Annotated in this window: 28 protein-coding genes; 14 read left to right on the forward strand and 14 right to left on the reverse strand. The window is 54.3% G+C overall.

From position 1 onward, the window contains the following. Positions 1–18 precede the first annotated feature (18 nt). Positions 19–2262: an alpha-amylase family glycosyl hydrolase gene (locus tag E3E29_RS06095; RefSeq protein ID WP_167910099.1), complete on the reverse strand. Its 2244-nt coding sequence runs from the start codon at positions 2260–2262 to the stop codon at positions 19–21. A gap of 40 nt (positions 2263–2302) precedes the next feature. Next, the gene (locus E3E29_RS06100; protein ID WP_240922794.1) at positions 2303–2968 is read right to left on the reverse strand and encodes a DUF257 family protein; all 666 of its coding nucleotides are present in this window, start codon (positions 2966–2968) and stop codon (positions 2303–2305) included. A gap of 80 nt (positions 2969–3048) precedes the next feature. On the opposite strand from E3E29_RS06100, the gene E3E29_RS06105 reads away from it, so the two are divergent. The 3 genes from E3E29_RS06105 to E3E29_RS06115 all read left to right on the forward strand — a co-directional run bounded on the left by E3E29_RS06105 (position 3049) and on the right by E3E29_RS06115 (position 6361). After that, the gene (locus E3E29_RS06105) at positions 3049–4419 is read left to right on the forward strand and encodes a TldD/PmbA family protein (RefSeq protein ID WP_167910100.1); all 1371 of its coding nucleotides are present in this window, start codon (positions 3049–3051) and stop codon (positions 4417–4419) included. Positions 4420–4527: 108 nt separating this feature from the next. Continuing rightward, complete coding sequence (locus E3E29_RS06110) at positions 4528–5037, forward strand: ferritin family protein (RefSeq protein WP_167910101.1); 510 nt, start codon at positions 4528–4530, stop codon at positions 5035–5037. Positions 5038–5068: 31 nt separating this feature from the next. Next, positions 5069–6361, forward strand: a complete 1293-nt coding sequence (locus tag E3E29_RS06115) for a TldD/PmbA family protein (protein ID WP_167910102.1) — start codon at positions 5069–5071, stop codon at positions 6359–6361. 3 nt (positions 6362–6364) lie between these two features. Here the strand turns inward: E3E29_RS06115 and E3E29_RS06120 are convergent, their stop codons facing one another. The 3 genes from E3E29_RS06120 to E3E29_RS06130 are packed head-to-tail and all read right to left on the reverse strand — an operon-like array spanning position 6365 to position 8665. After that, positions 6365–6814 (reverse strand): universal stress protein, encoded by a 450-nt coding sequence (locus E3E29_RS06120; RefSeq protein ID WP_167910103.1) that lies wholly within the window; start codon positions 6812–6814, stop codon positions 6365–6367. Between the two features lie 9 nt (positions 6815–6823). Beyond that, on the reverse strand, positions 6824–8110 hold the full coding sequence (locus E3E29_RS06125) for an SLC13 family permease (protein ID WP_394352980.1): 1287 nt from the start codon (positions 8108–8110) through the stop codon (positions 6824–6826). Between the two features lie 9 nt (positions 8111–8119). Next, complete coding sequence (locus E3E29_RS06130; protein ID WP_167910104.1) at positions 8120–8665, reverse strand: universal stress protein; 546 nt, start codon at positions 8663–8665, stop codon at positions 8120–8122. Between the two features lie 287 nt (positions 8666–8952). Between E3E29_RS06130 and E3E29_RS06135 the strand changes: the two genes are divergently transcribed. Further along, complete coding sequence (locus E3E29_RS06135; RefSeq protein ID WP_240922807.1) at positions 8953–10791, forward strand: S16 family serine protease; 1839 nt, start codon at positions 8953–8955, stop codon at positions 10789–10791. Here E3E29_RS06135 and E3E29_RS06140 read toward each other — a convergent pair. Beyond that, on the reverse strand, positions 10788–11375 hold the full coding sequence (locus E3E29_RS06140; protein ID WP_167910106.1) for a PH domain-containing protein: 588 nt from the start codon (positions 11373–11375) through the stop codon (positions 10788–10790). The genes E3E29_RS06135 and E3E29_RS06140 overlap by 4 nt on opposite strands. Positions 11376–11467: 92 nt before the next feature. On the opposite strand from E3E29_RS06140, the gene E3E29_RS06145 reads away from it, so the two are divergent. The 10 genes from E3E29_RS06145 (at position 11468) to E3E29_RS06190 (ending at position 21675) form a co-directional block, all read left to right on the forward strand. Further along, positions 11468–12250: a BtpA/SgcQ family protein gene (locus tag E3E29_RS06145; RefSeq protein ID WP_167910107.1), complete on the forward strand. Its 783-nt coding sequence runs from the start codon at positions 11468–11470 to the stop codon at positions 12248–12250. A 260-nt stretch (positions 12251–12510) separates the two neighbouring features. Next, a complete protein-coding gene (locus tag E3E29_RS11815) occupies positions 12511–14634 on the forward strand; it encodes a hypothetical protein (RefSeq protein WP_342764683.1) in 2124 nt (707 codons plus the stop codon). Then, complete coding sequence (locus E3E29_RS06155) at positions 14627–15871, forward strand: calcium-binding protein (protein WP_167910108.1); 1245 nt, start codon at positions 14627–14629, stop codon at positions 15869–15871. The genes E3E29_RS11815 and E3E29_RS06155 overlap by 8 nt, the downstream gene beginning before the upstream one ends. Before the next feature lie 126 nt (positions 15872–15997). Continuing rightward, positions 15998–17410, forward strand: coding sequence for a hypothetical protein (locus tag E3E29_RS06160; protein ID WP_167910109.1), 1413 nt, complete (start codon positions 15998–16000; stop codon positions 17408–17410). Next, the gene (locus E3E29_RS06165; RefSeq protein WP_167910110.1) at positions 17407–18150 is read left to right on the forward strand and encodes a hypothetical protein; all 744 of its coding nucleotides are present in this window, start codon (positions 17407–17409) and stop codon (positions 18148–18150) included. The genes E3E29_RS06160 and E3E29_RS06165 overlap by 4 nt, the downstream gene beginning before the upstream one ends. 38 nt (positions 18151–18188) lie before the next feature. After that, positions 18189–18638, forward strand: a complete 450-nt coding sequence (locus E3E29_RS06170) for a hypothetical protein (RefSeq protein ID WP_167910111.1) — start codon at positions 18189–18191, stop codon at positions 18636–18638. A gap of 20 nt (positions 18639–18658) precedes the next feature. Beyond that, the gene (locus tag E3E29_RS06175; RefSeq protein WP_167910112.1) at positions 18659–19042 is read left to right on the forward strand and encodes a hypothetical protein; all 384 of its coding nucleotides are present in this window, start codon (positions 18659–18661) and stop codon (positions 19040–19042) included. Between the two features lie 9 nt (positions 19043–19051). Beyond that, positions 19052–19768 (forward strand): hypothetical protein, encoded by a 717-nt coding sequence (locus E3E29_RS06180; protein ID WP_167910113.1) that lies wholly within the window; start codon positions 19052–19054, stop codon positions 19766–19768. Positions 19769–19900: 132 nt separating this feature from the next. Further along, the gene (gene glmM, locus E3E29_RS06185) at positions 19901–21250 is read left to right on the forward strand and encodes a phosphoglucosamine mutase (RefSeq protein WP_167910114.1); all 1350 of its coding nucleotides are present in this window, start codon (positions 19901–19903) and stop codon (positions 21248–21250) included. Between the two features lie 2 nt (positions 21251–21252). Beyond that, a complete protein-coding gene (locus tag E3E29_RS06190; protein ID WP_206205818.1) occupies positions 21253–21675 on the forward strand; it encodes an EamA family transporter in 423 nt (140 codons plus the stop codon). A gap of 19 nt (positions 21676–21694) precedes the next feature. Here E3E29_RS06190 and E3E29_RS11820 read toward each other — a convergent pair whose 3' ends face one another. From E3E29_RS11820 to pyrB, 8 genes are all read right to left on the reverse strand, one after another. After that, positions 21695–21874, reverse strand: a complete 180-nt coding sequence (locus E3E29_RS11820; RefSeq protein ID WP_342764684.1) for a DUF835 domain-containing protein — start codon at positions 21872–21874, stop codon at positions 21695–21697. Beyond that, positions 21865–22563 carry a DUF835 domain-containing protein gene (locus E3E29_RS06195; protein ID WP_240922795.1) on the reverse strand — a complete coding sequence of 233 codons (699 nt, stop codon included), beginning with the start codon at positions 22561–22563 and terminating at the stop codon, positions 21865–21867. Before E3E29_RS06195 ends, E3E29_RS11820 begins: the two co-directional genes overlap by 10 nt. Before the next feature lie 241 nt (positions 22564–22804). Beyond that, positions 22805–23398 (reverse strand): hypothetical protein, encoded by a 594-nt coding sequence (locus E3E29_RS06200; RefSeq protein ID WP_167910115.1) that lies wholly within the window; start codon positions 23396–23398, stop codon positions 22805–22807. Positions 23399–23545: 147 nt separating this feature from the next. After that, positions 23546–24121, reverse strand: coding sequence for an AAA family ATPase (locus tag E3E29_RS06205; protein WP_167910296.1), 576 nt, complete (start codon positions 24119–24121; stop codon positions 23546–23548). Next, positions 24118–24930, reverse strand: coding sequence for a hypothetical protein (locus tag E3E29_RS06210; protein WP_167910116.1), 813 nt, complete (start codon positions 24928–24930; stop codon positions 24118–24120). The genes E3E29_RS06205 and E3E29_RS06210 overlap by 4 nt, the downstream gene beginning before the upstream one ends. Positions 24931–24965: 35 nt before the next feature. After that, positions 24966–25424: an aspartate carbamoyltransferase regulatory subunit gene (gene pyrI / locus E3E29_RS06215; protein ID WP_167910117.1), complete on the reverse strand. Its 459-nt coding sequence runs from the start codon at positions 25422–25424 to the stop codon at positions 24966–24968. A gap of 3 nt (positions 25425–25427) precedes the next feature. Beyond that, positions 25428–25559, reverse strand: coding sequence for a hypothetical protein (locus tag E3E29_RS11970; protein ID WP_277346693.1), 132 nt, complete (start codon positions 25557–25559; stop codon positions 25428–25430). Beyond that, entirely contained in the window at positions 25560–26486 is a 927-nt protein-coding gene (gene pyrB / locus E3E29_RS06220) for an aspartate carbamoyltransferase (protein WP_167910118.1), read from the reverse strand. It lies immediately after the preceding gene. Between the last annotated feature and the right edge of the window lie 79 nt (positions 26487–26565).

The following is a 26565-nucleotide window of genomic DNA, read 5'->3' on the forward strand; positions in this document are numbered from 1 at the left end:
GGAGGGGAGATTAAAAGACTAACTCCTCTTTCTTAGGAGAGGAAGCAGGGCGAGGACGAGAACCAGCGCCGGCCCGCAGATGCTCTTTTTGTTGCTGGAGGTGGGGGAACTCCCTGGGTGGCTTGTTGCGGTTGTTGTGGTAGTCTTTGTAGTCGTGGTCTTCTCAGGAGTGCTTGTGATGGTTGTCGTCGTGGATGTGACGGTAGTTGTAGTGCTCGTTTCAGTCTGCTCCGGAAGCGGTCCGGGTTCTAGAACCACCGTCCAGTTTGCGACGCCGTGGTAGACCTTCCCGGTCGGTTCGAGTTCTTCCCATGGGAGTCCGTTGAGAACCTTCACCTGGAAGGGGGTACCGTTTGGAAGTGGAGCAACCGTGAAGTAGTATCCGGTTGAGGACTTTATGAGTGGTCTCGGTTCTGCAAGCTCTGGAACGTTGCCTTTAATCCAAAGATAACCGTTCAGGCCGTCGGCTTTAATCGCTACCAGCGCGGGTATCTCATCTCCCCTATAATAGCGGAGCTTCACGTGGTTGCTCTCCCCGTTTTCTCCCTGGATGTAAACGTCCACCCAGGCGGAGCTCGTCTTCAGCTTCGGAACCCTGAAGAGGACGAGGTTGCTGCTCCAGTTGATGATCCGGGCCTTCTCTCCTCCGACGATTACATCCCCGGAGCCACCGAAGGCAGCCCCTGCCAGCGCCACCACATCTCCCGGCTGGGCGGAATACGGAGTCACCGACCCTATCAGCGGCTTTTTCTGCTCTCCTTCTCTGTGGAACACCAGGATGCTGTTTCCGGGGGGGAATACGGTGGCTTTCCCCCCGCTCACGTTCATGGTCATGCCGTTGATGACGTCGGTGTAGGTTCCGTCCGGCCAGTCGAGGGGAAGGGTTAGCTCTTTGTCCGATCTCTTGTTGACGATGACAAGGATGCTGTGGTTTCCAAAGTCCCTTCTGAAAGCCCAGAGGGCGTATTCTACGTGAATCGTCTTGAAGTCGCCGTAGGCGAGGGCATCGTTCGTCTTTCTGAGCTCGGCAAGGGTTCTTATTATCCTCGCCGCCTCGGTCGTATTGTTGAATACCATCATGGGCCTGTTGTACGGGTCGCCCTTCCCGTCGTGGCTGACGAGATAGCTCTCGTCGCCGTAGTAGATGACTGGTATTCCGGGGAGCGTCATGGTGAGGGCAAGCGCCATGTGGAAGCGGTTCTTGCTGGGGTTCATGTTGAGGAACCTCACGAGGTCGTGGCTGTCGAGGAAGTTCACCGCCTTGTTCGGATAAACGAAGGTTGAGTAATACTCTTGGAGGTCATTTGCCAGCTTCTCAAGGCTTCCTCCGTATGCGAAGGTGTCCGCCAGCTCCTCCCTTATTGGAATGCTGAGGAGGGAGGTGACGTTGGAGTACTGGTAGAAGAAGTAGAGGTCGTCGGTTCTTGCTGGCTGTGTGTTGTAGTATTCTCCGTAGATGAAGAGGGGAAGGTTTGATTTGGAGTAGAGGTCGAGGTAGAGGGTTTCAAGCCAGCCGAGGTTCATGTGCTTTACAGCGTCTATCCTGAAGCCGCAGGCGCCGGCCTTGAGGAAGAGCTCCGCCCCCTGTTTGAGGTAGGTGTCGACCCAGGGGTTGTGCTGGTTAAAGTCGGCCAGGCCGTAGAGGTTCGCGTACTTGAGCTGGAAGCCGAACCACTGGCTTATGTCCCCATTGTGGTGGTAGATGTACTCCTTGCTCCCCGTGTATGGGTTTATCCTGGACTTCTGCGCGTCGTGGAGGTAGTCTGCCACAAGCGTCCCGTTGTCATAGAGTTTACCGTATTCACCAGCGTTTGAGGGGTTTGAGTGGTTTGGGACGTAGTCGATGATGATGCAAATTCCCATCTTTTGGGCTTCCTTCACGAGTTCTCTGAACGTTTTCCAGGTTCCGAAGTGCTCCTCTATCCTCTTGAAGTCATGGGGCCAGTAGCCGTGGTAGGGCGCGGAGGAATACGCCATTGTGTTTATGTTGTCGTTCAGCGGGGATACCCATATCTCCGTCACACCGAGGCTCTTGATGTAGTCGAGCTTATCTATAAGACCCTGAAGGTCGCCTCCCCAGTACATGCGGTAGTCAGTGTGGCTTGAGTCGTAAAACGGTGCGTCGTTGCTCGTGTTGCCGTCGTAGAACCTATCGACCATTACCTGGTAGATTACACCCTTTTCTGGAACTTGAAACGTGGTCGCTCCCGCGTGGGGGAGCAGCAGGAGCAGTAAGAAGAGAACCACCGGCAGCTTTCTCACTATTATTCACCGGTGGTGGTGAAATAGGGGTCTTAAAAAATTAACCCTTCAGTACTTCGGACACTGGTATGCGGTACTCCACGCCCATGAGCTTTGGGTTGGCCGCCTTTATGACGTCGAGAACGAAGTCCTCTCCGTCCATGTACCACTCGGCCACTGTGGTGGCGGTTTCCTCAAAGGAAGGAACGAAGCCCGGTTCGGCTGCATCCGCTGAGTCCCTGTTGATGAGGTAAACCGCTATCCTGCTTTCGTCTCCGACGAACGAGGAGATGGTCGTTAGAAGGGAGAGGGTTTCTCTCCTGTTGAAGATTTGGGCCAGCTTGTGGAGGCCGAGGACGGGGTTTACATGTTTCTCTCTTTTAATCACCTTATCGCGCATCGAGCCGTAGTGCCCGAGGGGAACTGAGTACTTGTCAACCTCTATCCGCCCAACTATCTCTCCAGCTTCCAGTTTGCCCCCTCCAATCTTGATTACCTTTGCTTCCGGATGGGGAAGTCCAAGTACCTCCATCCTGGATACGAACTGCGGATACGTGTCGAGTATGTCGTCTATCAGTATTGGAAGCCCCTTCTCGGAGCAGAACTCTACCAGCAGGTGGAAAATGATTTCAGGCATCGCCGCTGATGGGTGCTCTATTATAACGGTCTCGCCGAATTTGAGGGATGAGAAGAAATCACTGGGGCTACCAGCCATGTGTACCACCATCTATATAATCCACGAGAGGGCTTATTAATGTTTCCTGGTGGAGTCGGCTTTATAAACTCTCCCTCAAATTTCCGCAGGTGATGAGGGTGGAAGAGGGCATTTTTCAAACCGCCGAGAGACTGGCGGAGAAGTACGGCGTGAAGTACTTTGAAATCAGGATTTCAAAGGTCAACGCGACGTCGCTGTCAATACAGAACGGCCAGCTTGAGGAGCTTTCATCCAACATGGAGGAAGGCATAGGTGTGAGGGCGTTCAAAGGGGGCTGGGGCTTCTCCTCCGCCAACGATCTAAGGCGAGCGGAGAAGGTAATCGAAACCGCCATGAAGATAGCCCGGCTCTCGAAGGCATCGTCGTCCGTTTATCTGGGAGACCCCGTCGTTGACGATGCCGTCATCAGGGGGGAGAAGCCCTTTGAGAACGTTGACATCTCCGAAAAGCTGGCCCTTCTGAGGGAAGCCGATTCCGCCCTTGATGGCGAGGGGATACGCAACAGGAAGGCCTTCTACGGGGACGGCGTTAAGGAGCAGCTTTACATGAACTCCCTCGGGAGCAGGATACGGACGGTCGTTCCAAGGGTCAGGCTGATGATTTCAGCGACTGCTGCCTCTTCCGGTGAGATGCAGCAGTACTGGAAGGTCTTCGGTGGGACTGGGGGCTTTGAGCTTGTGGAGCGGGTTGACCTGAACGAGTGGGGTTCGGTAGTCTCCGGCAAGGCGAGGGAACTGTTGAAGGCCTCTTCTCCTCCATCCGGGGAGTTTGACGTTATCATGGACCCCGAGCTCACGGGCGTTTTCATCCATGAGGCTCTTGGGCACGCGGCGGAGGCAGACTCGGTTAAGAACGGGGAGAGCATACTGACTGGAAAGCTCGGTGAGAAAATAGGAGTAGATGAACTCACCGTCGTGGACGACCCCACCCTGCCTGGAAAGTTCGGCTCCTACATCTACGATGACGAGGGAATACGTGCAAGGAGAGTTGAGATAATAAAGAAAGGCGTTCTCAACGAGTACCTAACCGACAGGGAAACCGCCGCAGTCCTGGGCCTCGAACCAAACGGGCACGGAAGGGCCCAGAGCTACGCCCACCAGCCACTCGTGAGGATGAGCAATACTTATGTCGAGCCCGGGACTTGGGAGGCCCAGGAAATGGTTGAGGAAGTGAAGAGCGGCCTCTACATGATAGGGGACAAGGGTGGAGAGGTCGACGTCGCCAGCGGGACTTTCACCTTCGGCGCCAGGGAGGGCTACGTCATCGAGAACGGCGAGATAAAGGAGCACGTTAGGGACGTCGCCCTCTCGGGCAGGATTTTGGACGTGTTGAGGAACATTAAGGCAATTGGGAGGGACCTTCAGGTCAGCTTCCCCGGCTACTGCGGAAAGGGACAGTGGGTTCCGGTCGATGATGGCGGTCCCCACGTCCTCACGCGGGCAGTGGTGGGAGGTTTGAGGTGATTTCTCGTTCTCCTCTCTTTTTGGCATTTATGTTTTTTGCTATTTTCTAAGTTAACTGTGGCTAAACATCAAGGTAAAGCGTATATATGTCAAAATCCATACCATTACATGGGTGGGAACATGGGTATAGACGTGGATGTTATTCATGATGTTGAGACAATGCTTCGGAACCTCAACGGGTACGAGCTCTTGAGCTACGCGATATGCAACGAGGACTGTGCTGCCGAGACGTACGAGTGGCTAGCCGAGCGCCTTGAGGGGGACACCTCAGAGGAGTTCCGCAGGCTGGCCGCCGAGAAGAGGAAGCACGCCTCTGCGATGAGGGAGCTTTTCTCCAGGCTTTACCCCAAGATGAAGCCCCTTGAGTTCAACGCGCCGCCCCTCGATGCCCTCCCCGTGTGCAGCGAGATGATGAAGTCTGAGGACGCGGAGGAGGCCCTTGCCCTCGCCCTTCTCTCCGAGGCCATAGGAAGGGACATCTACCGCAAGCTGGCCAAGATGGCTGGGGATGAGGAGGTCATGAAGCTCTTTGAGGAGCTTGCGGATATAAAAGAGGGAACCTACAGGCACCTGCTGGGGATATATGATTCCCTCACCGGCGGTTCGAAGCCCTTTTAAGGGTCCTCCCGAAGGGCCACTGGGTGAGTGAATGCTCGAAAAACTAGTGAGGATCCTCGAAGGGAAGAACGTCGAGTGGGAGCTCTACTGGGAGAGCGGACGGAGCGGTTCGTTCAGAATAGAGCGTGAAACCCTTGAGCGCTCCCAGAGAAAGTTCTTCTCCGGCGTGGGACTGAGGGTCGGCGTTGACGGAAGGGCGGGCTTCTCTTACATAACCGGCCTAAGCCATTCTGAGGAAACCCTGAGGAAGTTCGTGGAGAGAACCATCAAGCTTGCAAAGGTGGGAAACGTCCCGTTCAGGGGGCTACCCGAACCTGATGGAGTGAAAAAAGTCGATGGCCTGTACGACAGGAGGATAGAGGAGATTCCCTTTGAGGAGGCCCATTCCCTGGCCGGGGAGTACGCGGGCATGATGGTCGAGTTGAAGCCATCCCACGAATACACGCTTTCCGGCTCGATGGGATTGGCCTACGTTAAGTACGGCCTTATGAACTCAAACGGCATCTCCCTTGAGGACGAGGGTACGGCCCTCTCGCTTTCCGCTTACGCTGTTCGAAAGGATGGAAAGAGTGGGGATGGGTACTGGGCCCAGTCGTATCGGAGTCTCGACGGATGGGGGGAGGCTGAAGGTACAATAAAGAGGGCCCTGTCCCTCGCGGATGAGAGCTACCTTGCAATCAGTGGCGTAAAGTATGAGGGGGAGCTTATGCTCGATGTTGACGTCGTTCAGGCGCTGGTCTCTCTTTTCCTTGAGAACCTGTACGGCGATGCCGTCTACTACGGGCGTTCGAGGTTCAGGAAGCCGGGCGAGGAAGTTGGGCCGGAGGGCATCACAATAATCGATGACTCGACTATTCCAGGCGGAGTGGGGAGTTATCCCTTCGACGGGGAGGGGATACCGGGGAGAAGAACGGTTCTCGTGGAGGGCGGGGTTGTGCGCAGCTTCCTCCTCGACCATACGTACGCCTCGTTCCTTGGAATGGAGAGCACCGGGAACGCTGTGAGGGACTTCAGAACGATGCCCCACATCGGCTCCAGCAACGTTGTAGTGGAAGCTGGTGAGGACGACCTTGAGGGCTTTGATGGCTTCGTTGTCTCCAGGGTTTTCGGGGAGCACACCGCCAATCCTGTTTCGGGTGACTTCTCCCTCACCGTGGACATGGGTTACATTGTAAGAAACGGCGAGAGAACCCCTATTAAAGGTGTTATGTTCACTGGAAACGTTTTCGACCTCCTGAATAATGTCTCGGCCATTGATAAAAAAGTGGAGCGCAGGGGCAGCTTCTACGCCCCGCGGATCGTGTCGGGGGGGAAGATAGTGTGAGGCTCAGCGTACCACTATCGTGGGCGGCTTTATGAGCCCCACGACCTCCTCCAACAGGGAACCAATCCTTGTCTTTCCGCTCTTCCCGAAGGCTCCCATGACGACCAGGCTGTAGTTGCCGCTGTTGGCCTCATTCAGTATCTCGTCCTTTGCCCTGCCTTCCCTGACCTTTATTGAGCAGTTTACGCCCTCGTCCTGAGCCACGTTGAGGAGGGCCGTCATGATCTCGTGGATGCTCTTCTTCATTTCCTTCCATGCGGTTTCCTCAAACTTCTGGAGCTCCTCCATGTTTCCCCTCCTCATGCTGAGCTGGAATGCGATGGCCCTCGCTTCTCTCCTGTCCAGGACGGAGTAGAGGATGACCTTTGCGTTCTTCCTCTTCGCTATGGAGAACGCCTGGAGGGCGGCCTTCTGGCTCCACTTCGAGCCGTCTATAAGCACGAGTATTCTCATGTTCTCACCTCACAGTCCAACGTACCTCAGCCAGATTATCCCCATCCCAACCCCGACGGTGGCCATCATGATGGTCATACCGACCTTTAGGAAGTCCCCAAAGGTTATCTTTATTCCTTCCCTATGGGCCATTCCGACGACGACAACGTTGGCGCTGGCGCCGATGGCCGTTCCGTTTCCTCCCATGCATGCTCCCAGCGAGAGGGCCCACCAGAGGGGGTACGTGTTCAGCGTCCCTCCCATGGCTTTTATCATTGGTATCATGGTCGCAGTGAAGGGTATGTTGTCCACTATCGCGCTTGAGAATGCTGAGAACCACGTTATTATCGCTATTGCCTCGCCCTCTCCATGTATGTATCCCATCATCCAGTTGGCTACCTGAGCTATTGCACCAGTCTCTACGAGGGAGCCTACTATGATGAAGAGACCACCGAAGAAGAACAGAGTTGCCCATTCTACCTTCTCCAGTGCTTCCTCCGGCGATGCTCCGCTCCACAGTAGCAGTATCGAGGCTCCGGTGAGCGCTATTACCACCGGTTCAACGCCCAACCTGTCGTGGAAGAAGAACCCAACTATTACGAGGCCTATTATCGCCAGGGACTTGTTGAAGAGCGTTCTGTCACGTATTGCCTCGTCCTCGTTGAGGCTCATTATGCTGAGCTTTATCTTCTCCGTGCGGTCTTTGTGGGCATTCACCGCTCCCCTGTATGCGAGGTAGACTATTCCCACTGTAACGAAGAGATCAATGAACGCTATTGGGGCCATGTTGAGTATGAATTCATTGAAGCTCAAACCAGCGGCGGAGCCTATCATTATGTTGGGTGGGTCTCCGATGAGCGTGGCCGTCCCTCCTATGTTGGACGCGAAGACCTCCGCCAGCAGGAAAGGCACGGGGCTTACCTCCATCTGCCGGGTGATGTAGAGCAGCATTGGGGTCAGGAGAAGAACCGTCGTCACGTTGTCTAGGAAGGCGCTGACTACCGCCGTGACAACCGCGAAGAGGAGGAGAACCTTCATTGGGTCTCCCTTCGAGAGCTTTGCCGTTTTTATAGCTACGTACTCGAAGAGACCGCTTTCCCTGGCTATGTTAATGACTACCATCATCCCTGCCAGGAGAAGGATAGTACCCAGGTCGAGGTACTCCGGGAGCTTCTCCCAGGGGACTATGTTCACGATTAGAATCAGAGACGCCCCAACCATCGCCGCCACTGTTCTGTGGATTTTCTCTGACATCATTGCCGCGTACACTCCGATGAAGACTGAGAGTGCGAAAATCTCCTGCCCGCTCATGGCCATGCTCCCACCTCAGTACACCATCACCGGCTGCTCTATGTGTTGGACTATCTTGATGACCAACGGGCTCACGGGGGAGGTCTTGGAGGTTTCCGTCCCGTATTTTCTGGAGATAACGAATAGGTCGTACTTTTCTTCCCGGAGTATAGCCTCTTCACTCTTGTTGCCGAAGATGAGCCTCGACCTTGTTTCAAATCCCAGTTCCTTCAGCTTTCCATTGACTTCATCGAGGAAAGTTTCCCCGTAGCTTGTTTCAGCCTCTCTAAACTTTTTGGCTTCCTCCTCTCCAAGGGTGGCGGCTATGAGCATTGCGACGTTCTCATCCACGGTGTAAAGCAGGCAGACCTCTGCCTCCGGGTACGCTGATATCGCATCGTAGACCTCCTTAGTGGGCTTTTCTGAGTATCGGTCGAACACCAGGAGGATGGAGTTTATCTCGGGTATGATCATCTCCTCTTCCGTGAGAAAAAACTCCCTGTATTTTTCGAGTATGCCCTCATAACGCCTCTCGGCGATGTTTCGAAACTTTCTGTCTATGAGCTCGCTGAACAATCCCATGTCCCATCGCCCCGGTGCACGCGTCAGTGCATTCGGCTTTAAAAGCTATCGTTCATTTGGAATTGAGTTGAATGGAAAGCTTTCAGTTTTGAGCTTGTTTTTGTGAAATGAGAAAAGCTAACGAAAAAACTTTAAGCATTGAACGAGCACTAACGCCGGAGGTGATTAAGGTGAACCCCAAAAGACTGCTATTCGGCTTTATCCTGTCTCTCTTGGTCATTACTGCAGTCTTTGAGGCAGCAGCACCAGTGGCGGCACAGTGCCCGTGTGAGGGACACACCGTCGTTATGAAGGCCCCTGCAGTTTCAAAGACCCCCGAGGGGAACCTTGTCGGCGTTGTAACGACCTTTGTGATAACTGTGGCTCCCGGTAGCGGACACGTCTACCTTGAGACTTGGCCTCTTGCCCAGGTGGATATGCAGGCCAGCGCAAGGCTCGCCGCCCAAATAGCGGGTAAGGTAACCGGCAAGGACATGAGCAAATATGACGTCTTCATTCAGGTTAAGGCTGATACGCCCATTATCGGCGGTCCATCTGCCGGTGGTACGATGACCGTCGGTATAATCGCGGCCCTTGAGGGCTGGAGCGTCAGGAAGGACGTCATGATGACGGGCATGATAAACCCCGACGGTACAATCGGTCCCGTCGGTGGAATCCTTGAGAAGGCCTCGGCGGCAGCTTCCGCTGGTATGAAGCTCTTCCTCATCCCCCAGGGCCAGAGGATACAGGTGGTCCAGGAGACCAAGAAGAGGAGCATTGGGGGGATAATCCAGATAACCACCACGAGCAAGAAGGTTGACGTTGTCCAGTACGCAAAGGAGCGCTGGGGCCTGGAAGTCAAGGAGGTTGCCGACATATACGATGCAGTCTACTACTTCACCGGTCACAGGCTCCCGAAGCCCCAGGTTCCACCCACAATAACAATCGACACCTCATTCCTCAAGGGCGACGCTCAGAGTGACTATCAGAACACTACAGAGTACTACAACAAAGTTCTGAACGAGCTCAAGAACAGCAACGTGGACTACTCTACCTACTCCGTCCTTATGCAGGCCCTCGACCAGGCTAAAGGGTTAATAGATGAGGCCAAGAGCGACATCGACTCCGGAATGTACTATACCGCCCTCAGCAAGGACTTCCAGGCGAGGATAGTCATAAGGGACGTGCAGTGGTACATAGAGGCCAACGACTCCCAGGACATCGCGGCCCTCCTCAACCACGTCCAGAGTGATATAAACTCAATCGAGGCCTTTGTCTCAAACCTCACGATAAAGGGTTACACGATGCTTCAGGCGGTGGCGGCCGCGGAAGAGAGGGTTGAGGAGGCCAAGAGCAGCCTTCAGGAAGCATGGAAGTACTTCTACAACTCCGACTACTGGGACGCCATTGACGATGCCGCCTACGCCTACGAGAGGGCGCTGACTGCCCGCTTCTGGGCTGAGCTTGGCGAGCGCTTCGCGGGTGGGAAGGTAATTGACAGGGCGTCCCTGAAGGACACCGCCAGAAACTACATCGATGAATCCGACCTTATAATCACCTACATCGAGTCAATGTATGGAAATGTCCTCGGAAATGGTCTCACTTCAACCATACAGAAGGCTGAGGAGTACTACGACGACGGCAAGTACTCCGCGGCGATATTCACGGCGATGGAGGCGAGGGTTCGCGGTGAGGTCTTCCTCGATACTCTCGGTATTGACAACATGACCATACTTCGACAAAAGCTCGACGAAATGAAGAACGCCGCCAGAACGGCTATTGGCATCGCCCAGGAGAATGGTATTCGCCCCCTCCTCTCGATGGCGTACTACGAGTTCGCTGAGAGCTACGAGAAAGGGAACACGACGGATTCACTGATCAACGCTATGATATTCTACCAGTACGCCAGGGAGAGCGCGGGGGTTTTTCTGATAACGCTCCACAATACCGTCAGCACCACGGAGAGCTGGACTAACCCGTTTGAGGTTCCGACTTCAACTACATCAACAACGTCGACGGTGAACACTACCTCTTCATCGGTGAGCTCCTCTTCTTCCAGCCCTTCGGAGGGAATAAAAAGCATCTGCGGCCCGGCTTTCATAGTTGGGCTGGCAGTACTGCCGCTCCTCTTCAGGAGGAGGCGTTAAATCTCCTCCAGCAGCTTCTTTCTCTTTTCCTCGTACTCCCCCTGGCTTATGACCCCCATGTCCAAGAGCTCCTTGAGCTTCTTCAGCTTCTCCATTGGGTCTTCCTTTTCCTCATTGGCTGGAGTCTGAGCGGGCTGGTAAGCCGGCATCGTCCTCGTTATGAACTCTTTCGGCTTCTTCAGAACCCAGGTCTCGCTCGTCAGTCCCTTGTTGACCCCTATAGAAACGGGTTCAACCGCTATGGCATTTAATGCGTCTTTTATGGCGTTTATGGCTTTTCTTGCCTCCTCCTTGTTCATCCAGCCAAGCTTGAGTGTTATATTCTCTTCCCCTTCAATGATGAACTCTGAGCTCATTATGCCCAGCTTCACCGTTACCTGCTCCAGCTTCTGGTAAGGCAAAGCCTTCAGGTCGTACCTCCCGAAAACCTTCTCGTCCAGGTATATTATTCTCCTGTCCGTCACGAGGAGCCACTTTGGCTTTTCGAGGCTTATTTTCTTCTTGATGGAAAACAGAACCCTCTCGTTCGGTTCAATGTGTCTCAGAACAGATTTCGGCAACTGGGGATTTTCTTCGGCTCCCATTATCTCACCTCTATACTCTTAACGCGAAACATCTATATCACCTTTTCCATATTCTTATTAACTTTGAGATGAACCTCCTTTGGTGGAGATATATGGATTTTGAGAGAAAGCCCCTCATCGGGATGGTTCACCTCAAGCCTCTCCCCGGTTCATACCTCTACGACGGGGACTTTGATTCAGTCATTGAGCGTGCGCTGAGGGACGCTAGAACGTTGGAGGAAGCAGGCTTCGACGCTATAATGGTGGAGAACTTTGGAGACGTTCCCTTCCCCAAGTACGCCGACAAAACTACCGTCGCTTCTCTTGCAGTTGTAGCGAAGAGCATCAAGGACAAAGTTTCCCTCCCGCTTGGGATAAACGTTCTCCGCAACGACGGTATAGCCGCTTACTCGGTGGCCTATGCCGTAAAAGCAGACTTTATCAGGGTGAACGTCCTCAGCGGCGTTGCCTACACAGACCAGGGGGTAATTGAGGGCATTGCCCACGAGCTGGCGATGCTGAGAAAAAGGTTACCCTCGAAGATAAAGGTCTTCGCCGACGTCCACGTCAAGCACGCCGTTCACTTCTCTGACTTCGAGGACGCCCTTCTCGACACCGTGGAGAGGGGTTTAGCGGATGCCGTTGTGGTCAGCGGGAAGGCGACGGGAAAGCCGGTTGATGTGGAAAAGCTCGCGCTTGCGAAGAAAATCTCACCCGTGCCGGTGATAGTTGGCTCCGGGACGAGCTACGATAATCTCCCACTCCTCTGGCCCCACGCCGACGGCTTTATTGTGGGCACGTGGATTAAACGGAGTGGGAAGGTGGAAAATGAAGTCTCCTTGGAGAGGGCGAGGAGGTTGGTTGAGCTTGCGAAGGCCCTTATAAATTCCCCGTAATTTTTCCCTTTTATCGAATTTTATTTTGCGAAATGTTTATTACCCAGTAGTGTGTAACTTGTATAAAGCAAAACCTCTTACCGCTTTGCTTTTCTGCGGCGGTTTTGCTTTGGAGTGTGAGAAAAATGGGGAAACTGTTGGGATGCCTCCTTTTTGGTTATCTGCTTATTTTAACTTATGCCGCCCCATTTGGGGGTAACATCTCGGGGGTTAGCGCGACTACGGCGGGGATATCCCTCTCATCTAATGAATCTCAAAACGTGACGAGCGTCCTTCCCCAGATTCTTAACGATACCATCTCAGAGCTCTCATCGCTTGGAGTCACCGTAAAGAGCTCATCCATATCGAAGCTCTGGTTGAGCTGGTTCGGCAACATGCAGATGGACATTTCAGGAACATACCGCATCAACGAAAATCTCACTGCCCTCATCGACATAACCGTTACCGATTACGGAAACGAGAGCAGTGCCCGGAATGCCCTTTCAAACATCAGGCTCTCTTGCAGCCCTGGGATTAACATCCCAATCACCGATACGTCGGTTATGCATCGCGAGGGGGACGGAAAAACCTACTGCTATACCTTTTACACCGACCTCTTCGCCTTCACTAGCCCCGAGAACTTAACCAGCTACAGGGTTAACAAGCACTTCAAGTACCTTAAACAGGAGGTCTACGGGCAGTACCTCATCTCGATTGGGGTCGATGGCAATGAGTACGACGATGGCTTTGGCCACTATCTGTACTACGATGGCTATTACAAAGGCAATTACATTAGAAAGAATGCCTCTCCCATGATTCAGTACCTGGGCAACCGCACGTATTGGGTCACGGCATCATCGGTCAGTCTCACTGTTCTTTTAGTCTACCTCAACCAGACTCCCACCTCGTATTCAGACAACGTCACGTTGCACCTAACCGTTGACGGAAAAGCCTACTCATCCTATATCTCCAACGTTGAGGGGGTGTACGGAATGACACGCTCCTTCTCCGTTCAGATGGGGAACGCCATTACAAGTAGGATAATCTCCCTCCTCCTCAACGCGGCAGCCCCACCGGGGAGCACTCCAAAGAACTCACCGAAGGTTGAGATAATCTCCCCACGGGATGGTGCTGCCTTGGATCAGCTCTTCGACGGTTACTTCACGCTCTCCCTCAGGGCCCTCGTAGACGGCGCGGGTGCCAGCAACCTCTACGCGGTTGTCACGCTTCCAGATGGCTCTGAGAAGCGGGAGAGCGTAATAAAGGGGACGGTAATGGACATTCTGGACATTAGCAATCCCCCATCCACAGGGGGAACGGTGAGGGTTGACCTCTACGGTAAGGTTAACGGAACCACCACCCTTCTCGCCTCGGATTCTGTGGGGGTCAGCTTCGTCTCGGAGGAGGTTCCTGGGGATAACATAGACAACGACGGCGACGGCCTCGTTGACTGCGACGACCCGGACATAGCCACCTGTGACGCCTGTGTCCTCCAGAAGAAGCTCGAATGGGCGGAGTCACTGATGGAGAGGCACATTGACTACATCAACAGGATGATAGAGCATGATCCGAGCATGAAGAGCGTCTACACCCTCTACATTGACCACCTCCACGAGATACATGATCAGTACAAGGACGACCCGGAGGGGATGGTCAAGGAGATGAACGCCTACATGGAGGAGAAGGTCTACAGGAACCGGGAGGTCAACGGCTACCTCTCAATCTTCAAGGACGACCCTGAGAAGCGCTACCAGCTCAGGCAGATAGCCGAGAAGTACCGCTACGACCCGATAATGAGAAGGATAAAGATGAAGCGCTTCATCTACGAGAACTCGGAGAGCGAGGCTGAGAGGGAAGCGACGATGAACGCTATCCTCACGGGAATCCTTGAGCCCCCTAAGTGGCTCGTCGGCGGCCAGTACGGTTCCGGAGGCGCGCTGGACTGGGCAAACTTCGTGGCGAGCAACTTCGAGAAGGTCGGTGACACGATTAAGCTCAAGGGAACGGGGACGGTGAAGATACTCAGGACGCCCGTTAACGTATACCTCGTTGCACAGGACGCGAGGGCTTTGATGAAGCAGGCGGAGGAGCTCAAGAAGATGAACCTGCCTGAGAACACGAGGGTTTCAATAATAGTTCTCGACGGGGCGACTAAGATAGGGAAGCTCCTCGATCCGACAGGCTACTTTGGGAACATGGCGGATGCAACGATAGGCTCCCTCGTGGACCTCCGCAAGAAGATAGAGGAGAGGAACCAGGGCTGGTTCACGTGGAACGGCTACGTACTCCACGAGACGGCAAAGCCCGGCATCTACGAGGACTACGAGACGGGCAGGAAGTTCAAGCGCGTTTCAGGGGGATGGTTCAGCAACCCAACCTTCATAGAGGTGAAGGAGAATGGGTAAGTTCACCACATTGCTTCTCATACTCATCCTGCTCGGTGCGCTTTACGTTTACCACACGAACCCGCACATAATCGACGACCTTACGAGGGGGCCCGATAACTTTGGGAACAGCGGAAACAACTACGGGAACACCCACTCCAGTTCCCCGGGCCCGGGAACCGGCGGTGGCGGGACCAGTACCTCCGGAGGCTTTAAGGGCTCCGGGTGGGTCAGCAACGGAAGCTCCGGTTCTCCCGAGGTTTACATTGGGGAGGGCTTCGCGGTCGTTCCTACTAATCTAAGCTACATCCTGCTCAAGGACAGGAACAAGGACGGGAAGATAGATGCCATCTACCTTGACACCACCGGCGACGGAAACTACGACACCGCCTACCTCGACGAGGACTACAACGGGAAAACGGACACGTGGAGAACGACCTTCAACGGGGTGAAGAGCTACGCATGGGACATAACGGGAGACGGTATCCCGGACGTGTACGACTCCAACGGGGATGGGAGGATAGATGCCTGGGATCTCAACTCCGACGGCGTCATAGACGAGCGCGACGTTGACTATGATGGTACCCCTGATCTGCACGACTACGACTTCGATGGCGTTTTTGATGAGTTTGAGGGCAACGTAACTTCCCACCAGCAAGGCAACGGGAGCGAGACCTCCGGAACCTTCACCTGCCCCTCCAGTGCTGACGAAGCTTACCGCCTATACATGAACGCATACGACAACCTCGTCCAGCTGATTAACGCCAATGCAAGCCAGGAGGAGCTGGATGAGGCCTACGATGAATACTACTCGGCCAGGGAGTGCTATGAGTCTTTTTCCACCAACACAACAACCGCCACTTCCAGTGGAGGGTTTGGAGAGATCAAGACCGTCACCCTCGACACCGAAGGAGCAATGGCGATAAAGTTCTCCACGGGCGAGCTGAAGGGCTCCGACCAAACCCTGACATGGGAGGACGTTGATATCATGGCAGAACCCTGGTGCGTCGATTACCCGGCCCTGCTCGGCCACTGGATAGACCTCGGCGAGGGGAGCCTCGATGAATTAGACCCAAGCGAGATACCGACCTCTGGCTACCCAACAAACGAGGTGAGCGGGGAGATAAAAGCGGGCTACGTTTACGTTAACAGGAACTCCGATGGAAGCCTAACAGCCTTCGAGCTCGTCTCCCACGAGAAGACCGGTGACTGCTCCCATCAGATAACGATAAGGTATGCAAACCTCGGAGGGGGCTGAAACGGAACCGCTCACTGGACTCCACGTCTACGGCCCCCTCCTCGGCCTTTTCCTGCTCTTGTTGGCGGGTTTGGTTGTGTTTCTCCTCGTGAAATTCACTGTTAGAATAATCAGGAGGTTTGCGTGATGAAGGGAAGGTGGATAACCGCCGTTCTGGCGGCGTTTTTGGTGATTTCAACGGGCTTTGCCACCGCTTCTAACGAGTCCTGGACAATCTACGATGCCCATATAACAAAGGATGAGGCAGAGAGCCTCGGTCTGAAGCTTATCGGCGGCGGAGGGGGCGGCAACGGCAACTGGGAGAACACCTACCAGTGGTTTAGGTGCCCCGGCTACGATGACGAGCACCCGCAGGAGATAACCCTCATGCTGACCCACTACGATAACGACGAGGCGGTAAAGCTGTTTGAGGGCGTCAAGAAAGCCTACCTAAACCTCACAGACCACGACACCGAGATGACCAGCATATGGGATGGCTCGGTTTACGGCGTCGAGCACCACTACTACAAGCTGGTCAGCGGAGACGGCTACGTGGGCTACAAGGAGGTCATGGTCAGGGACTTCTACGACGGCCGCGAGACCGAGACGTACCTCAAGTACCGCTATGCGGCCCTCGTCAATTACCATTACTACGTCTCACTCGAGGCCGAGGTTCAGAAGGGCTACGCGGATTGCAACCTCGATTCGGCACTTCTGGCCCTGGTAAACACAATGCTGAGCAAGATACCCAACAACACAGTTCGCTTCCCCTCGACCCTTCCGGCGGGAACCCCGACGGGAGGAACGGGGGGCTCCACTGGAAGTTCTGGCGGGTCATTGAGCCCTCAAGCTAGGGAGAGAATGGAAACGACCAACGAAAAGCTCAGGAACCGGGGCCTCTCGTGGGGAGGGGTAATAACCGTTAAAACTCCCGGCGGGACCCTCATCAAGTTCAAAAACGAGGGGTACGGCTACACCGGGAAGAGCTCGGCCCTGAGCTGGAAGTTCAAGTACTACGGGAACAAGGCCCTGGATTCCTTCATAGACAAGGCCTCAAGCTATCTCCCCAAGCCCATCGGAATCTTCAAGGACTGGTTCAAGGCTGATAAGGACGTTAACGTCTTCTCGGACGATGAAGCGGTGAGGAAGACCGCTCAGGACCTTCACGTTGACGGTAAGAGCGCCTTCCTCTACAACAGGATGTCCGGGATAGAAAAGCGGGAGCTGGAGGTTTCCAAAGTCTCCAACGCCGTGGACGTTCCGCCCCTCGCCAAGCCCATCGAAGTCGTCTTCAAGTCCATGGGGGTCGCGATAAAGAAGACCCAGGCGGAGAACTACGAGTGGGAGTACAGGAAAACGGCCGAGATAGCGCTCCGCTACAAGAAGGCCGGCCTGAAGTACCGCGACATAATCAGGGAAACGGTGAACGAGATGGAGGACACAACGCAGGGAATGAACAGAGTCAATATGCTCAACCGCTACTCCGGGGGCGACTACCGCGACCAGGAGGCGAGGGTGAGGCTCTACATCAACGAGCTCTTCCAGGAGGGTAAGATATGAAGGGAAAGGCGATTTTGCTGGTTCTTCTGCTCATCGGGGCTTACCTCTACCTCAGCGGCTACCACGTTCCGGATAACCTGAACCCGAACGACCTCGTCAACAAGACAAAGGGAGCAATAAACCACGGAACGGAAACCTCGACCGCTCCCGCCACCTCAACCACGTCTCCCATCTCCGGGGGCTCCTCCTACTCGCCGGAGGACAACGCCACGGTGATCGTTAAGGACAACGAGACCATTGTTCGGTTCGAGGTTCCGATGGTGGATGAGAACGTCCCTGCCCTCGCCTACGATCTAGCCAAGAAGACCTACGCTGAGAACGGCTCAAAACACATCAAGGTGGAGGCGTACTTCGGGGAGGAACCCCTGCTGGCCGTAGTTGTGGAGAACGGTGACTTTGAGAACGCGAGCTTCATGGACATAAGAAGACCCGAGTTCAGGATAGAGACAGACCTCGGCCTCTTCGACGTCCTCGTTGAGAACGTTACGGTAACCAACGAGAGCGCTTCCGTTTCCCTGGAATACCTGGCCGGGGAGGACTCGTTCTGGCGGGACTACGCGAGGATGAGTCTGGCCGTTCTTCAAGATGCTCCCTGGGTTCAGAGGGTTGAGATAGTCTACCTCGGCGAGAGGAACGTGAGCGTCTCGATAGCGAGCGACGACCTTCTGAGGGCAGTTGCGGGAAATATGACGCCGGAGGAGTTCGCGAACGCTGTAAGCGTTGTAGAACTCGGGAGTTAGCGCGATGAAATCAACAAACTCGGCGGATGGTGTTTGAGATGGAAAACGTCCTTTACGTGATACCCAACCTGAACTACCATAAGGGCTTCCTCAAGAGCGCCCTTGTGAACCTGGTCCTGACCAACCAGAGGATAATCGTCGCCCACGTGAAGAAGGAGCTGATTCAGGAGGCAAGGGAAGAGGCAAAGGCGAGGGGTGACGGCTTCTTCAAGAGGCTCGCATCTGGCTGGACGATGCACGAGCGCTATTATGACATGTCCCCGGAGGATGTTCTCAAAGAGGCTCCTGAGAACTTTTCGATTCCTCTCCGTGAGATAAATGAAGTCAAGCTCAAGAGCGGCAACGTGGACGAGGGCAAAAAGGATGAGATGGAGATAAAGTGGAAGGAGAAGAGCAAGTTCTCCGGCGACATGAACCAGCGGGAGATAAAGAAGAGGCTCTCCGACCTCGGCGTTAAGGTCAAGGGAGGGGGCCTATTCGGGTTTTAGAGGTAAAGGAGGTGAGAAAGATGGGACTTCTTAAGAAGCTCTTCGTTGGTTTCCTCGTGCTCTTAATCCTCGGCGTTGCGGGGATCTTCGGCATGCAGTACTACTACAACACCTTCTACGAGAAGGTTCCTGTTGAGGTCAAAACCCAGACAGTGAGCGGGGACGTCTTCTACCTCTCGCACGTTCTTCCGGCGGGAAAGTACTACATAAACGCGAGCAGCACCGGAACCGTGGAGAAGATAACCATCCTCGACGAGAACGGAAACATTCTGACCGAGTCCGAGGCTGGCAGCATGATATACGGCTCAAGCAAGGCTTTCCAGGTTAGGGTTGACTACAAGAGCCCTGCTAACGTTGATTCCTACACCGTGAAAGTTGGGATATACAAGCTCGTGAAGAAGTGAGGTGGGAAGATGAGGAAGCTCTACGTGCTTTCGGCCCTGCTGCTCGTGGCTGTTGTGCTCGCGAGCGGCTGTGGAAGCCCTAAGACGAACGTCAAGACCGAGAAGACGCTCACGATAAACGACGTCACCGTCCACTACTCCGGTGACGTTTCGATGAGCCAGGCTAAAGCCGTTATCAACTTCATCTACAACTTCTTCGACGTAACGGGAAAGACCGACGTCTACGTAGAAGGAAGAGGCGGCAGTTATACCGTGAAAATGGTCACCCCGTACAAGAGCACCGGTGATATAAGAGGGCAGACGAGGTTTGCAATAACGCTCGCCGCCTCTCGCCTTTCCCAGGACGTCTTCAACGGCAAGCCCGTTACGCTCCAGTACCTATCATCGGACAAGAACGTCCTCCTCTCTGCCGAGAGCAAGTACCGCTACCTTGAGAACAGTAAGATATACGTGTGGTACTCCGGCGTGAGCCAGGAGGAGGCCCAAAAGGTTCTGGACTACCTCGTGAGCTTCGCGGGGCAGGGCCCCTGGGACATAATCCTTGAGAAGAGCGGTTCCACATACTATGTTAAGGCAATGAGCTCCTTCACGACGGCTGACGAGGCGAACTCCGCGAAGGACACGTACATGGAGCTTGTCTCGGGCCTTGAGGAGAGGCTGAACGGGAACGTGGTTCTCCACGTGCTTGACCCGGACGGCAACGAGCTGACGACCTTTGGCCCGTGAGCTCTGACCCTTTCATTTCTTTCGTTTTCTTCGTTTTTTCCTGAAAAGTTTGACCTTTCCTTTCATGATTCCGGCGGAAAGGTTATATTGCCCACTTCATACTCACAACCATAACTCTCACAGGTGGTCATCATGGGGAAGTACTTCGGGACGAGCGGAATCAGGGAGGTCTTCAACGAGAAGCTGACGCCGGAGCTGGCGCTCAGGGTTGGAAAGGCTGTTGGGACTTACCTCAACGGTGGAACCGTCGTCATAGGCAAGGACACGAGGACGAGCGGCGACGTCATCAAATCCGCAGTTATAAGCGGTCTTCTCTCAACGGGGGTTGATGTCATTGACATTGGCTTGGCCCCTACTCCACTCACCGGCTTTGCCATAAAGCTCTACGGAGTGGACGCGGGAATTACAATCACCGCCTCCCACAACCCACCACAGTACAATGGCATAAAGGTGTGGCAGGCCAACGGCATGGCCTACACCCCTGAGATGGAGCGTGAACTTGAGTCCATAATGGACTCGGGAAACTTCAAAAAAGCTCCCTGGAACGAGATTGGAACGCTCAGGGCTGAAGACCCGCGCGGGGATTATATAAAAGAGGCTTTAAAATTCGTCGAGCTCAAAAACTCCTACACCGTCGTTCTCGATGCCGGAAACGGCGCCGGCTCGATAGTTTCCCCCTACCTTCAGCGGGAGCTTGGGAACAAAGTCATATCGCTCAACTCCCACCCGAGCGGCTTCTTCGTCAGGGAGCTTGAGCCGAACGCGAAGAGCCTTTCCACCTTAGCGAAGACCGTCAAAGTGATGAAAGCGGACGTCGGGATAGCCCACGACGGCGACGCTGACAGAATTGGTGTCGTTGACGACGAAGGAAAATTCGTTGAATACGAGGTCATGCTCTCGCTCATAGCGGGCTACATGCTCAGGAAGTTCGGGAAGGGAAGGGTAATTACTACGGTCGATGCCGGCTTTGCCCTCGACGACTACGTTAGGTCCCTTGGCGGGGAAGTGGTAAGGACGCGCGTTGGAGATGTGGCCGTTGCTGAGGAACTCGCCAGATACGGCGGTGTTTTCGGAGGCGAACCGAGCGGAACCTGGATAATCCCCCAGTGGAACCTAACCCCTGACGGAATCTTTGCCGGGGCTTTGGTTCTGGAGATGATTGACAAACTCGGCCCGCTCAGCGAGCTGGCAAAGGAAGTCCCGCGCTACGTAACCCTCCGCGCCAAAATACCCTGTCCGAACGAGAAGAAGGCCAGAGCCATGGAGATAATAGCGCACGAGGCCCTAAAGACCTTCGACTACGATAAGCTTATTGGCATCGATGGAGTCAGGATAGAGAACTCCGACTGGTGGATACTCTTCAGACCGAGCGGGACGGAGCCTATAATGCGCATAACTTTGGAGGCCCACACGGAGGAGAAGGCGAAGGAGCTGATGGAAAAGGCTGAAAAACTCGTAAAGAAAGCCATCTCGGAGGCCTGAATATGAAAATTCCCCTCTACATCATCTACGCCCTCCTCGCGGCGTTCTTCGCCGCTCTCGTTCCCATCTTTGGAAAGCTCGGCCTGAGGGACGTTGATTCAACGGTGGCTACCGTAATCCGGGCCTTTATAATGTTCATTTTCCTCCTGCTCGTCGCCCTTGCCATGGGTAAAACTGACACGACGGGCTTCGACCACCGCGCCCTGCTCTTGGTGGCCCTCTCAGGTCTAGCTGGAGCGCTCTCGTGGCTATTCTACTTTATGGCCATAAAGAATGGAAGGACAACTGCGGTGATAGCGATAGACAAGATGAGCGTTGCCCTTGCGATAGTCCTTGCGTGGATTATCCTCGGGGACAAGATGGACTTCAAGACTGCAGTGGGGGCGGTGCTTATAGTTTTGGGGGCGCTGCTGGTCTCCCTATGAGGAGTGTTTTGGATTCAAGCTAATTCACAAGCCTCATGAGGAGCTTCCACTCCCTTTCGCTCCACGTGTTCTCTTCCGTCACCACTATAATGCTCCCCTCGTTGATGTACGCAACGTCCCTTATCGTACTGAGGAACTTGGCTATGGCTTCGAACCCGTTGTACATGTTCAGGTACTCGATGCCGTCGATCAGAACCACGCCCCCCTCCCAGCCGTCTGGAGGTAGCGGACTATGGTCTCGGTTATGCGTGGGATGTTCGTTGGGGACACCATGTGTTCCCTCTCTATCTGGCTTATCATGTAGGCCGTCCATTTGTCGGATATCCCGTTGGAGTTTCTAATGAACGCCAGGAGAGGGCGATCCTGGAGCCTGGGAAGGAGGCTCAGGTATTCCTTTGGGGACAGCACGGTGATTCCCGGTGGTACTCCCTCAAGCGGCTTCAGAGGCTCCGCTGGGGGTTTTATGAAATTCTCGTGGCCGGAGAACCGCACGAAGAAGTACGCAATGAGAAGGGTCAGCGCGGCGCTCAGGGAAAAGCCTATCGGCGCGAACCATTCAACTGGCCGGAGCAGGGGGTAGTCCATCTCATGTGCCCCGTATACAATCAGCAGAATTCCGAGATACTCCGGGTAGTTCCCATAGAGGTTTCCCAAACCAACAAGCAGGATACCTGAAAGGAGGATGAAGAGACCAGAAACTGCGTATGCGACACCAATCGTGGCGAGCCAATTGGGATAGCTTAAACGCTCCGCGGCGAGCATGTAGACGGTGAGGATGAGGGGGGTCGTGGAGACGTACCACCCCTTGCTGACCGCGAGGGAGAGCCCCTCCTCGTCGAGGAGTTTGAGGCTTGCGTAGAAGAGGAGAGAGGCGGCTAGGGCTTCCATAACCGCGGTGAAGGGTTCGTTGCCGATGAAGTCTCCGAAAACCTGCAGAGATGCCATGAAGAGCGCGAGGGAGAAGATGAGGGCCGACTTTCTAAGCGATCGCCTGTAAGAATACCACAGGTAGACCGCGGCAAAGAGCTTTGCGCCGAGGCTTAGGGCCTGCCCGGTGTGGAGTAGTAGTTGTGTTCACTGGACTCCCATCTGTAGTTATGGGAAACACGAACTAATAAGCTTTGTGCAGTTATGACAATTGGAGGTCATGAGCTCCAAGGATGTTTGCCAGCCTGTTGAGGCTTTCCTTGACCCCCTCCTTGTCGAACTCTATGTAAACCGCCTCCGGAAACCTAGCCATCAGTATTTCGAAGAGTATTCCCGGCAGGAGCTTCAGCTTGAAGTTCTGCTCCCTCCCGAGCTCCTTCGAGCGCTCTATCCTCTCTTCCTTGCTCAGGTAGAAGAACTCCTGCATGGCGCTGTATGGATACTCATCAGGGTTGCTGGAGCTTGTGTGGAAGACTCCGCAGGTAGGAGAGCCCTTAACGCCGACGAAAACTACCTTCTCTGGCTTTTCCTCCGTCAGGACCCTGCCGATGAAATCCGCTATGATCTTCGCCCTCTCCCGCATCCCCAGCCTTTCATAAACTTCTCGGCTCGCGGGTGCCCTTGGCCAGCCTATCAGCTCGTACTCCGGGCAGGGATATGCCAGGACCTGCCACTCATCGCCGAGCTTCCCTATGAGTTTCCTGAGCGCTTTCGCCGTCTCGTACTCCTTCTCCTTCGGTCCGTGGTATACGTAGAAGGGGCTCAGAAGGCAGGGGGCTATGATGAGGAGCTTCATGCTTTCACCCGATTGGAGTTGGCCCTTCCCCTTAAAGCCCTGGCGTTTCGAAATACTTTTAAGTTACTGTCTGTTGAATTCTCATGGTGGTGGTAATGAGAAAAATGCTTGGAGTGCTTGTTGCTTCTCTCTCCCTCGCCCTCTGGGTCAGGAGGGGATGAGGTCTTCTATTATTCCCTCAACTTTTTCCCTCAGTTCGTCGAGCGTGCCCTCATTGACTATAAGATAGTCGGCGATCTTCCTTAGCTCCGTCGTGTGGTAGAGCCTCTCTTCCTCTTCGTCCATCCTGAGAAAGTCCCTAAAGTTCCGGATTACCTTGTCCTTGCTCGCTTTTCTCTCAACGAGCCTCCTGAACCTCGTCTCCGGGTCCGCTTCAACGTAGATAACCTCCCCACCGAGGCCCTTAATGGCCTCGACCTCCTCCCGCGAGCGGACGCCGTCAATGACTATGTTCTCGCAGTACCTCTTCTTGTCCACCGCCAGGCGAATGAGGACGTCTCCACCGTACTTATCCTTCAGGTACTTTCCAAACTCTATCAACCTATCCCTCGTTGGCTCACTTTTCTCGGGCAGCTCTGGAATCCAGGAGTAGTCGGAGACGTTGTGGGTGAGCAGGTCTATCAGTGGGTCGCTGCAGGAGACCCTGCAGAAGCCCCTCTCCTCGAAGAACTTTGCCACCGTCGTCTTTCCGGCTGCTATCTTCCCAACGACGCCTATTATCATCTCCTCCGCCTCCAGGCGCGCCATATCAGGTTTGCCCCGTCCGTTGACTCCATAAGGCCCTCGTACGTCAGATCAACAACGAACTCGACGAGGGCGTTTTTATCGATGACCGTTGGCCAGTCGAAGCCGAAGAGGTACTTCAGCTCGAAGAACCCGATGTGGAGAAAGCGGAATAGGTTCAGGAGGGCGGTATTTCCCTTCCATCTTAGGCCAAACGGAAAATCGGCGAGGATCAGCTCAGCTCTTTCCTCCTCGGCAATTCTAATAAGCTTCTCCTCATCTGGGAAGAACAGCTCCTTTGGCTCTCCTTCGACCGGCTCGTAGTTGAGCTTGGGGAAGGCGTACCTCAGCCCCACAGCCTTGTAGGGAAGCTTAAGCCTCTCGGCAAAGCCCACTAAAGCCCTCGCGTTGAAGCTCAGGAATATAAGCGTTTTTAGGTCCCCCTTTACATCGGGCCACTCCCTTGGAGGAAATCTTTTCTCGGCCTCGATAATGGGGAGGAGGAATTCGAGCTTCGTCCCCTTAACGGCCTCTTTGGCCTCCTCCAGCTTTCTCCTCTTTATCTCGAGGTCGAGGTTTGAATAGACCGTCACCTGCCTGATCCCGAGTTGCCCTCTCAGCTTTCCGATGACGAAGCTGTTCCCAATGAGCACGCTCTTGTCCGTCCTGTCGTGGGCTATTATGAAGAGCTTGTTGTTCCCCTCGTCGTAGCGGATCTCGTCTATCCTGAATGGACTGTCCGGAAAGCCGTTGTCCCTTCGTATCTCCCTCACGAGGTTCTCGATGAGTTCCGAGGTTATTTCCGCCATCGGAGAAAAGTTGAAAGGAAGGTTAAAAGTCTTCCTCAGAGGTTGCCTGCTATCTCTTCCCCTTCAATTGTCCTCTCGCAGTAGTGGCAGCGGAGCTTGAGAGGCTCCCTGCTCTCCACGTGGAACCTCGACCTCACGTACTCGTGGTTGCTGACGCAGTTGGGGTTGGGACATTTGAGAATCCCCGTTATCTCGTCAGGTATCTCGACGTTGAACTTCTCGATTATCTTGTAGTCCTTCACGATGTTCACCGTCGCCATCGGTGCTATGAGGGCTATCTTGTTTACCTCCTCCTCGCTTAGATACCTGCCTTCTATTTTGACGATGTCCTTCCTTCCGAGCTTCTTACTGGGAACGTTCGATGCTATCAACAGGGTTCCGCCGTTTGGTCTTGTCAGACCGAGAATCTCAATGACCTTGAGCCACTTGCCCGCGGGGATGTGGTCTATGACCGTTCCCTCTGGGATTACCTCAATTTTGAGGCTCTCGGACATTTTTCACACCTCCAGATAATCAACCCTTTCTTGCGAAAGCGCTGGCGGAAGTTTTGGGGCCTCATTGAAGTCCTTAACTCTTATTGCATCCCATAAAATCTCCTGGGTGGGATGCCCCCTTGAGTCTGCGTGCATTCATAACACCCCCAACGTCAGCCCTAGAAGGGCCATCCTCACGGGAACTCCGGAGAACACTTGGCGGAAGTAGAGTGCGTGCTCGCTCTTGTCCACCTCGGGGTGGATCTCGTCTACCCTCGGGAGCGGGTGCATTACCTTGAGCGTTTCCCTGGCGTTCTTCAGCAGGGAGCAGTTCACCTGGTAGCTTCCCTTCACCTTCAGGTACTCCTCCTCGTCCGGGAAGCGCTCCCGCTGTATCCTCGTGACGTAGAGGACGTCCAGCTCAGGAATTGCGCCCTCAAGGTCAGTCGTCTCGTGGATCTTAACGCCCTTCTCGCGGAGCTCCTCAACGATGTGCTTGGGCATCCTAAGGAGTTCGGGCGAAATCAGGTAGAGTTCGACATCGTAGAAGGCTAGAGCTTCAGCGAGACTGTGGACCGTCCTCCCGTACTTCAGGTCTCCGAGGAGGCCTATCGTAAGGCCGTCGATCTTTCCAAAGGCCCTCTTGATGGTGTAGAGATCGAGAAGCGTCTGGGTAGGGTGCTGATTGCTTCCATCTCCGGCGTTGATGACCGGGATTTCGGCCACCTCTGCGGCGAGTCTTGCTGCGCCCTCCATTGAATGCCTTATCACGATGACGTCACTGTACTGCTCCACCGTCTTTATCGTGTCGGCTAAGCTTTCCCCCTTCTTGACGCTTGTGCTCGAGGCCGAGGAGAACCCTATCACCGAGCCTCCGAGGCGGTGCATGGCTGATTCGAAGCTCAGCCTCGTCCTCGTCGAAGGCTCGAAGAAGAGCGTCGCGAGAATCTTCCCGCGGGCATAGTCGAGGGAATCCTTCCCCTTCAGCTCCTCCTCAAGCCTCTCTGCGGTCTTCAAAACAAACTCGATGTCTTCCTTCGAGAAGTCCCTAACACTTATCACGTCTCGACCTTTCCAGTCCATAAGTGCCCTTCTGATGTAAAAATCGGTGGGTTTTTAAAGCTTTTTTAACTTAAAAATGTTGAAGACAAACGTTTAAACT

The organism is Thermococcus sp. Bubb.Bath, from assembly GCF_012027595.1.
Lineage (GTDB): Archaea > Methanobacteriota_B > Thermococci > Thermococcales > Thermococcaceae > Thermococcus.

Coding starts and splice junctions, on each gene's coding strand:
- E3E29_RS06100 (WP_240922794.1), bottom strand. CDS start 2,968: ATGGTGGTACACATGGCTGGTAGCCCCAGTGATTTCTTCTCATCCCTC.
- E3E29_RS06105 (WP_167910100.1), top strand. CDS start 3,049: ATGAGGGTGGAAGAGGGCATTTTTCAAACCGCCGAGAGACTGGCGGAG.
- E3E29_RS06110 (WP_167910101.1), top strand. CDS start 4,528: ATGGGTGGGAACATGGGTATAGACGTGGATGTTATTCATGATGTTGAG.
- E3E29_RS06115 (WP_167910102.1), top strand. CDS start 5,069: ATGCTCGAAAAACTAGTGAGGATCCTCGAAGGGAAGAACGTCGAGTGG.
- E3E29_RS06120 (WP_167910103.1), bottom strand. CDS start 6,814: ATGAGAATACTCGTGCTTATAGACGGCTCGAAGTGGAGCCAGAAGGCC.
- E3E29_RS06125 (WP_394352980.1), bottom strand. CDS start 8,110: ATGGCCATGAGCGGGCAGGAGATTTTCGCACTCTCAGTCTTCATCGGA.
- E3E29_RS06130 (WP_167910104.1), bottom strand. CDS start 8,665: ATGGGATTGTTCAGCGAGCTCATAGACAGAAAGTTTCGAAACATCGCC.
- E3E29_RS06135 (WP_240922807.1), top strand. CDS start 8,953: ATGAAGGCCCCTGCAGTTTCAAAGACCCCCGAGGGGAACCTTGTCGGC.
- E3E29_RS06140 (WP_167910106.1), bottom strand. CDS start 11,375: ATGGGAGCCGAAGAAAATCCCCAGTTGCCGAAATCTGTTCTGAGACAC.
- E3E29_RS06145 (WP_167910107.1), top strand. CDS start 11,468: ATGGATTTTGAGAGAAAGCCCCTCATCGGGATGGTTCACCTCAAGCCT.
- E3E29_RS06155 (WP_167910108.1), top strand. CDS start 14,627: ATGGGTAAGTTCACCACATTGCTTCTCATACTCATCCTGCTCGGTGCG.
- E3E29_RS06160 (WP_167910109.1), top strand. CDS start 15,998: ATGAAGGGAAGGTGGATAACCGCCGTTCTGGCGGCGTTTTTGGTGATT.
- E3E29_RS06165 (WP_167910110.1), top strand. CDS start 17,407: ATGAAGGGAAAGGCGATTTTGCTGGTTCTTCTGCTCATCGGGGCTTAC.
- E3E29_RS06170 (WP_167910111.1), top strand. CDS start 18,189: ATGGAAAACGTCCTTTACGTGATACCCAACCTGAACTACCATAAGGGC.
- E3E29_RS06175 (WP_167910112.1), top strand. CDS start 18,659: ATGGGACTTCTTAAGAAGCTCTTCGTTGGTTTCCTCGTGCTCTTAATC.
- E3E29_RS06180 (WP_167910113.1), top strand. CDS start 19,052: ATGAGGAAGCTCTACGTGCTTTCGGCCCTGCTGCTCGTGGCTGTTGTG.
- glmM (WP_167910114.1), top strand. CDS start 19,901: ATGGGGAAGTACTTCGGGACGAGCGGAATCAGGGAGGTCTTCAACGAG.
- E3E29_RS06190 (WP_206205818.1), top strand. CDS start 21,253: ATGAAAATTCCCCTCTACATCATCTACGCCCTCCTCGCGGCGTTCTTC.
- E3E29_RS06195 (WP_240922795.1), bottom strand. CDS start 22,563: ATGGAAGCCCTAGCCGCCTCTCTCCTCTTCTACGCAAGCCTCAAACTC.
- E3E29_RS06200 (WP_167910115.1), bottom strand. CDS start 23,398: ATGAAGCTCCTCATCATAGCCCCCTGCCTTCTGAGCCCCTTCTACGTA.
- E3E29_RS06205 (WP_167910296.1), bottom strand. CDS start 24,121: ATGATAATAGGCGTCGTTGGGAAGATAGCAGCCGGAAAGACGACGGTG.
- E3E29_RS06210 (WP_167910116.1), bottom strand. CDS start 24,930: ATGGCGGAAATAACCTCGGAACTCATCGAGAACCTCGTGAGGGAGATA.
- pyrI (WP_167910117.1), bottom strand. CDS start 25,424: ATGTCCGAGAGCCTCAAAATTGAGGTAATCCCAGAGGGAACGGTCATA.
- E3E29_RS11970 (WP_277346693.1), bottom strand. CDS start 25,559: ATGCACGCAGACTCAAGGGGGCATCCCACCCAGGAGATTTTATGGGAT.
- pyrB (WP_167910118.1), bottom strand. CDS start 26,486: ATGGACTGGAAAGGTCGAGACGTGATAAGTGTTAGGGACTTCTCGAAG.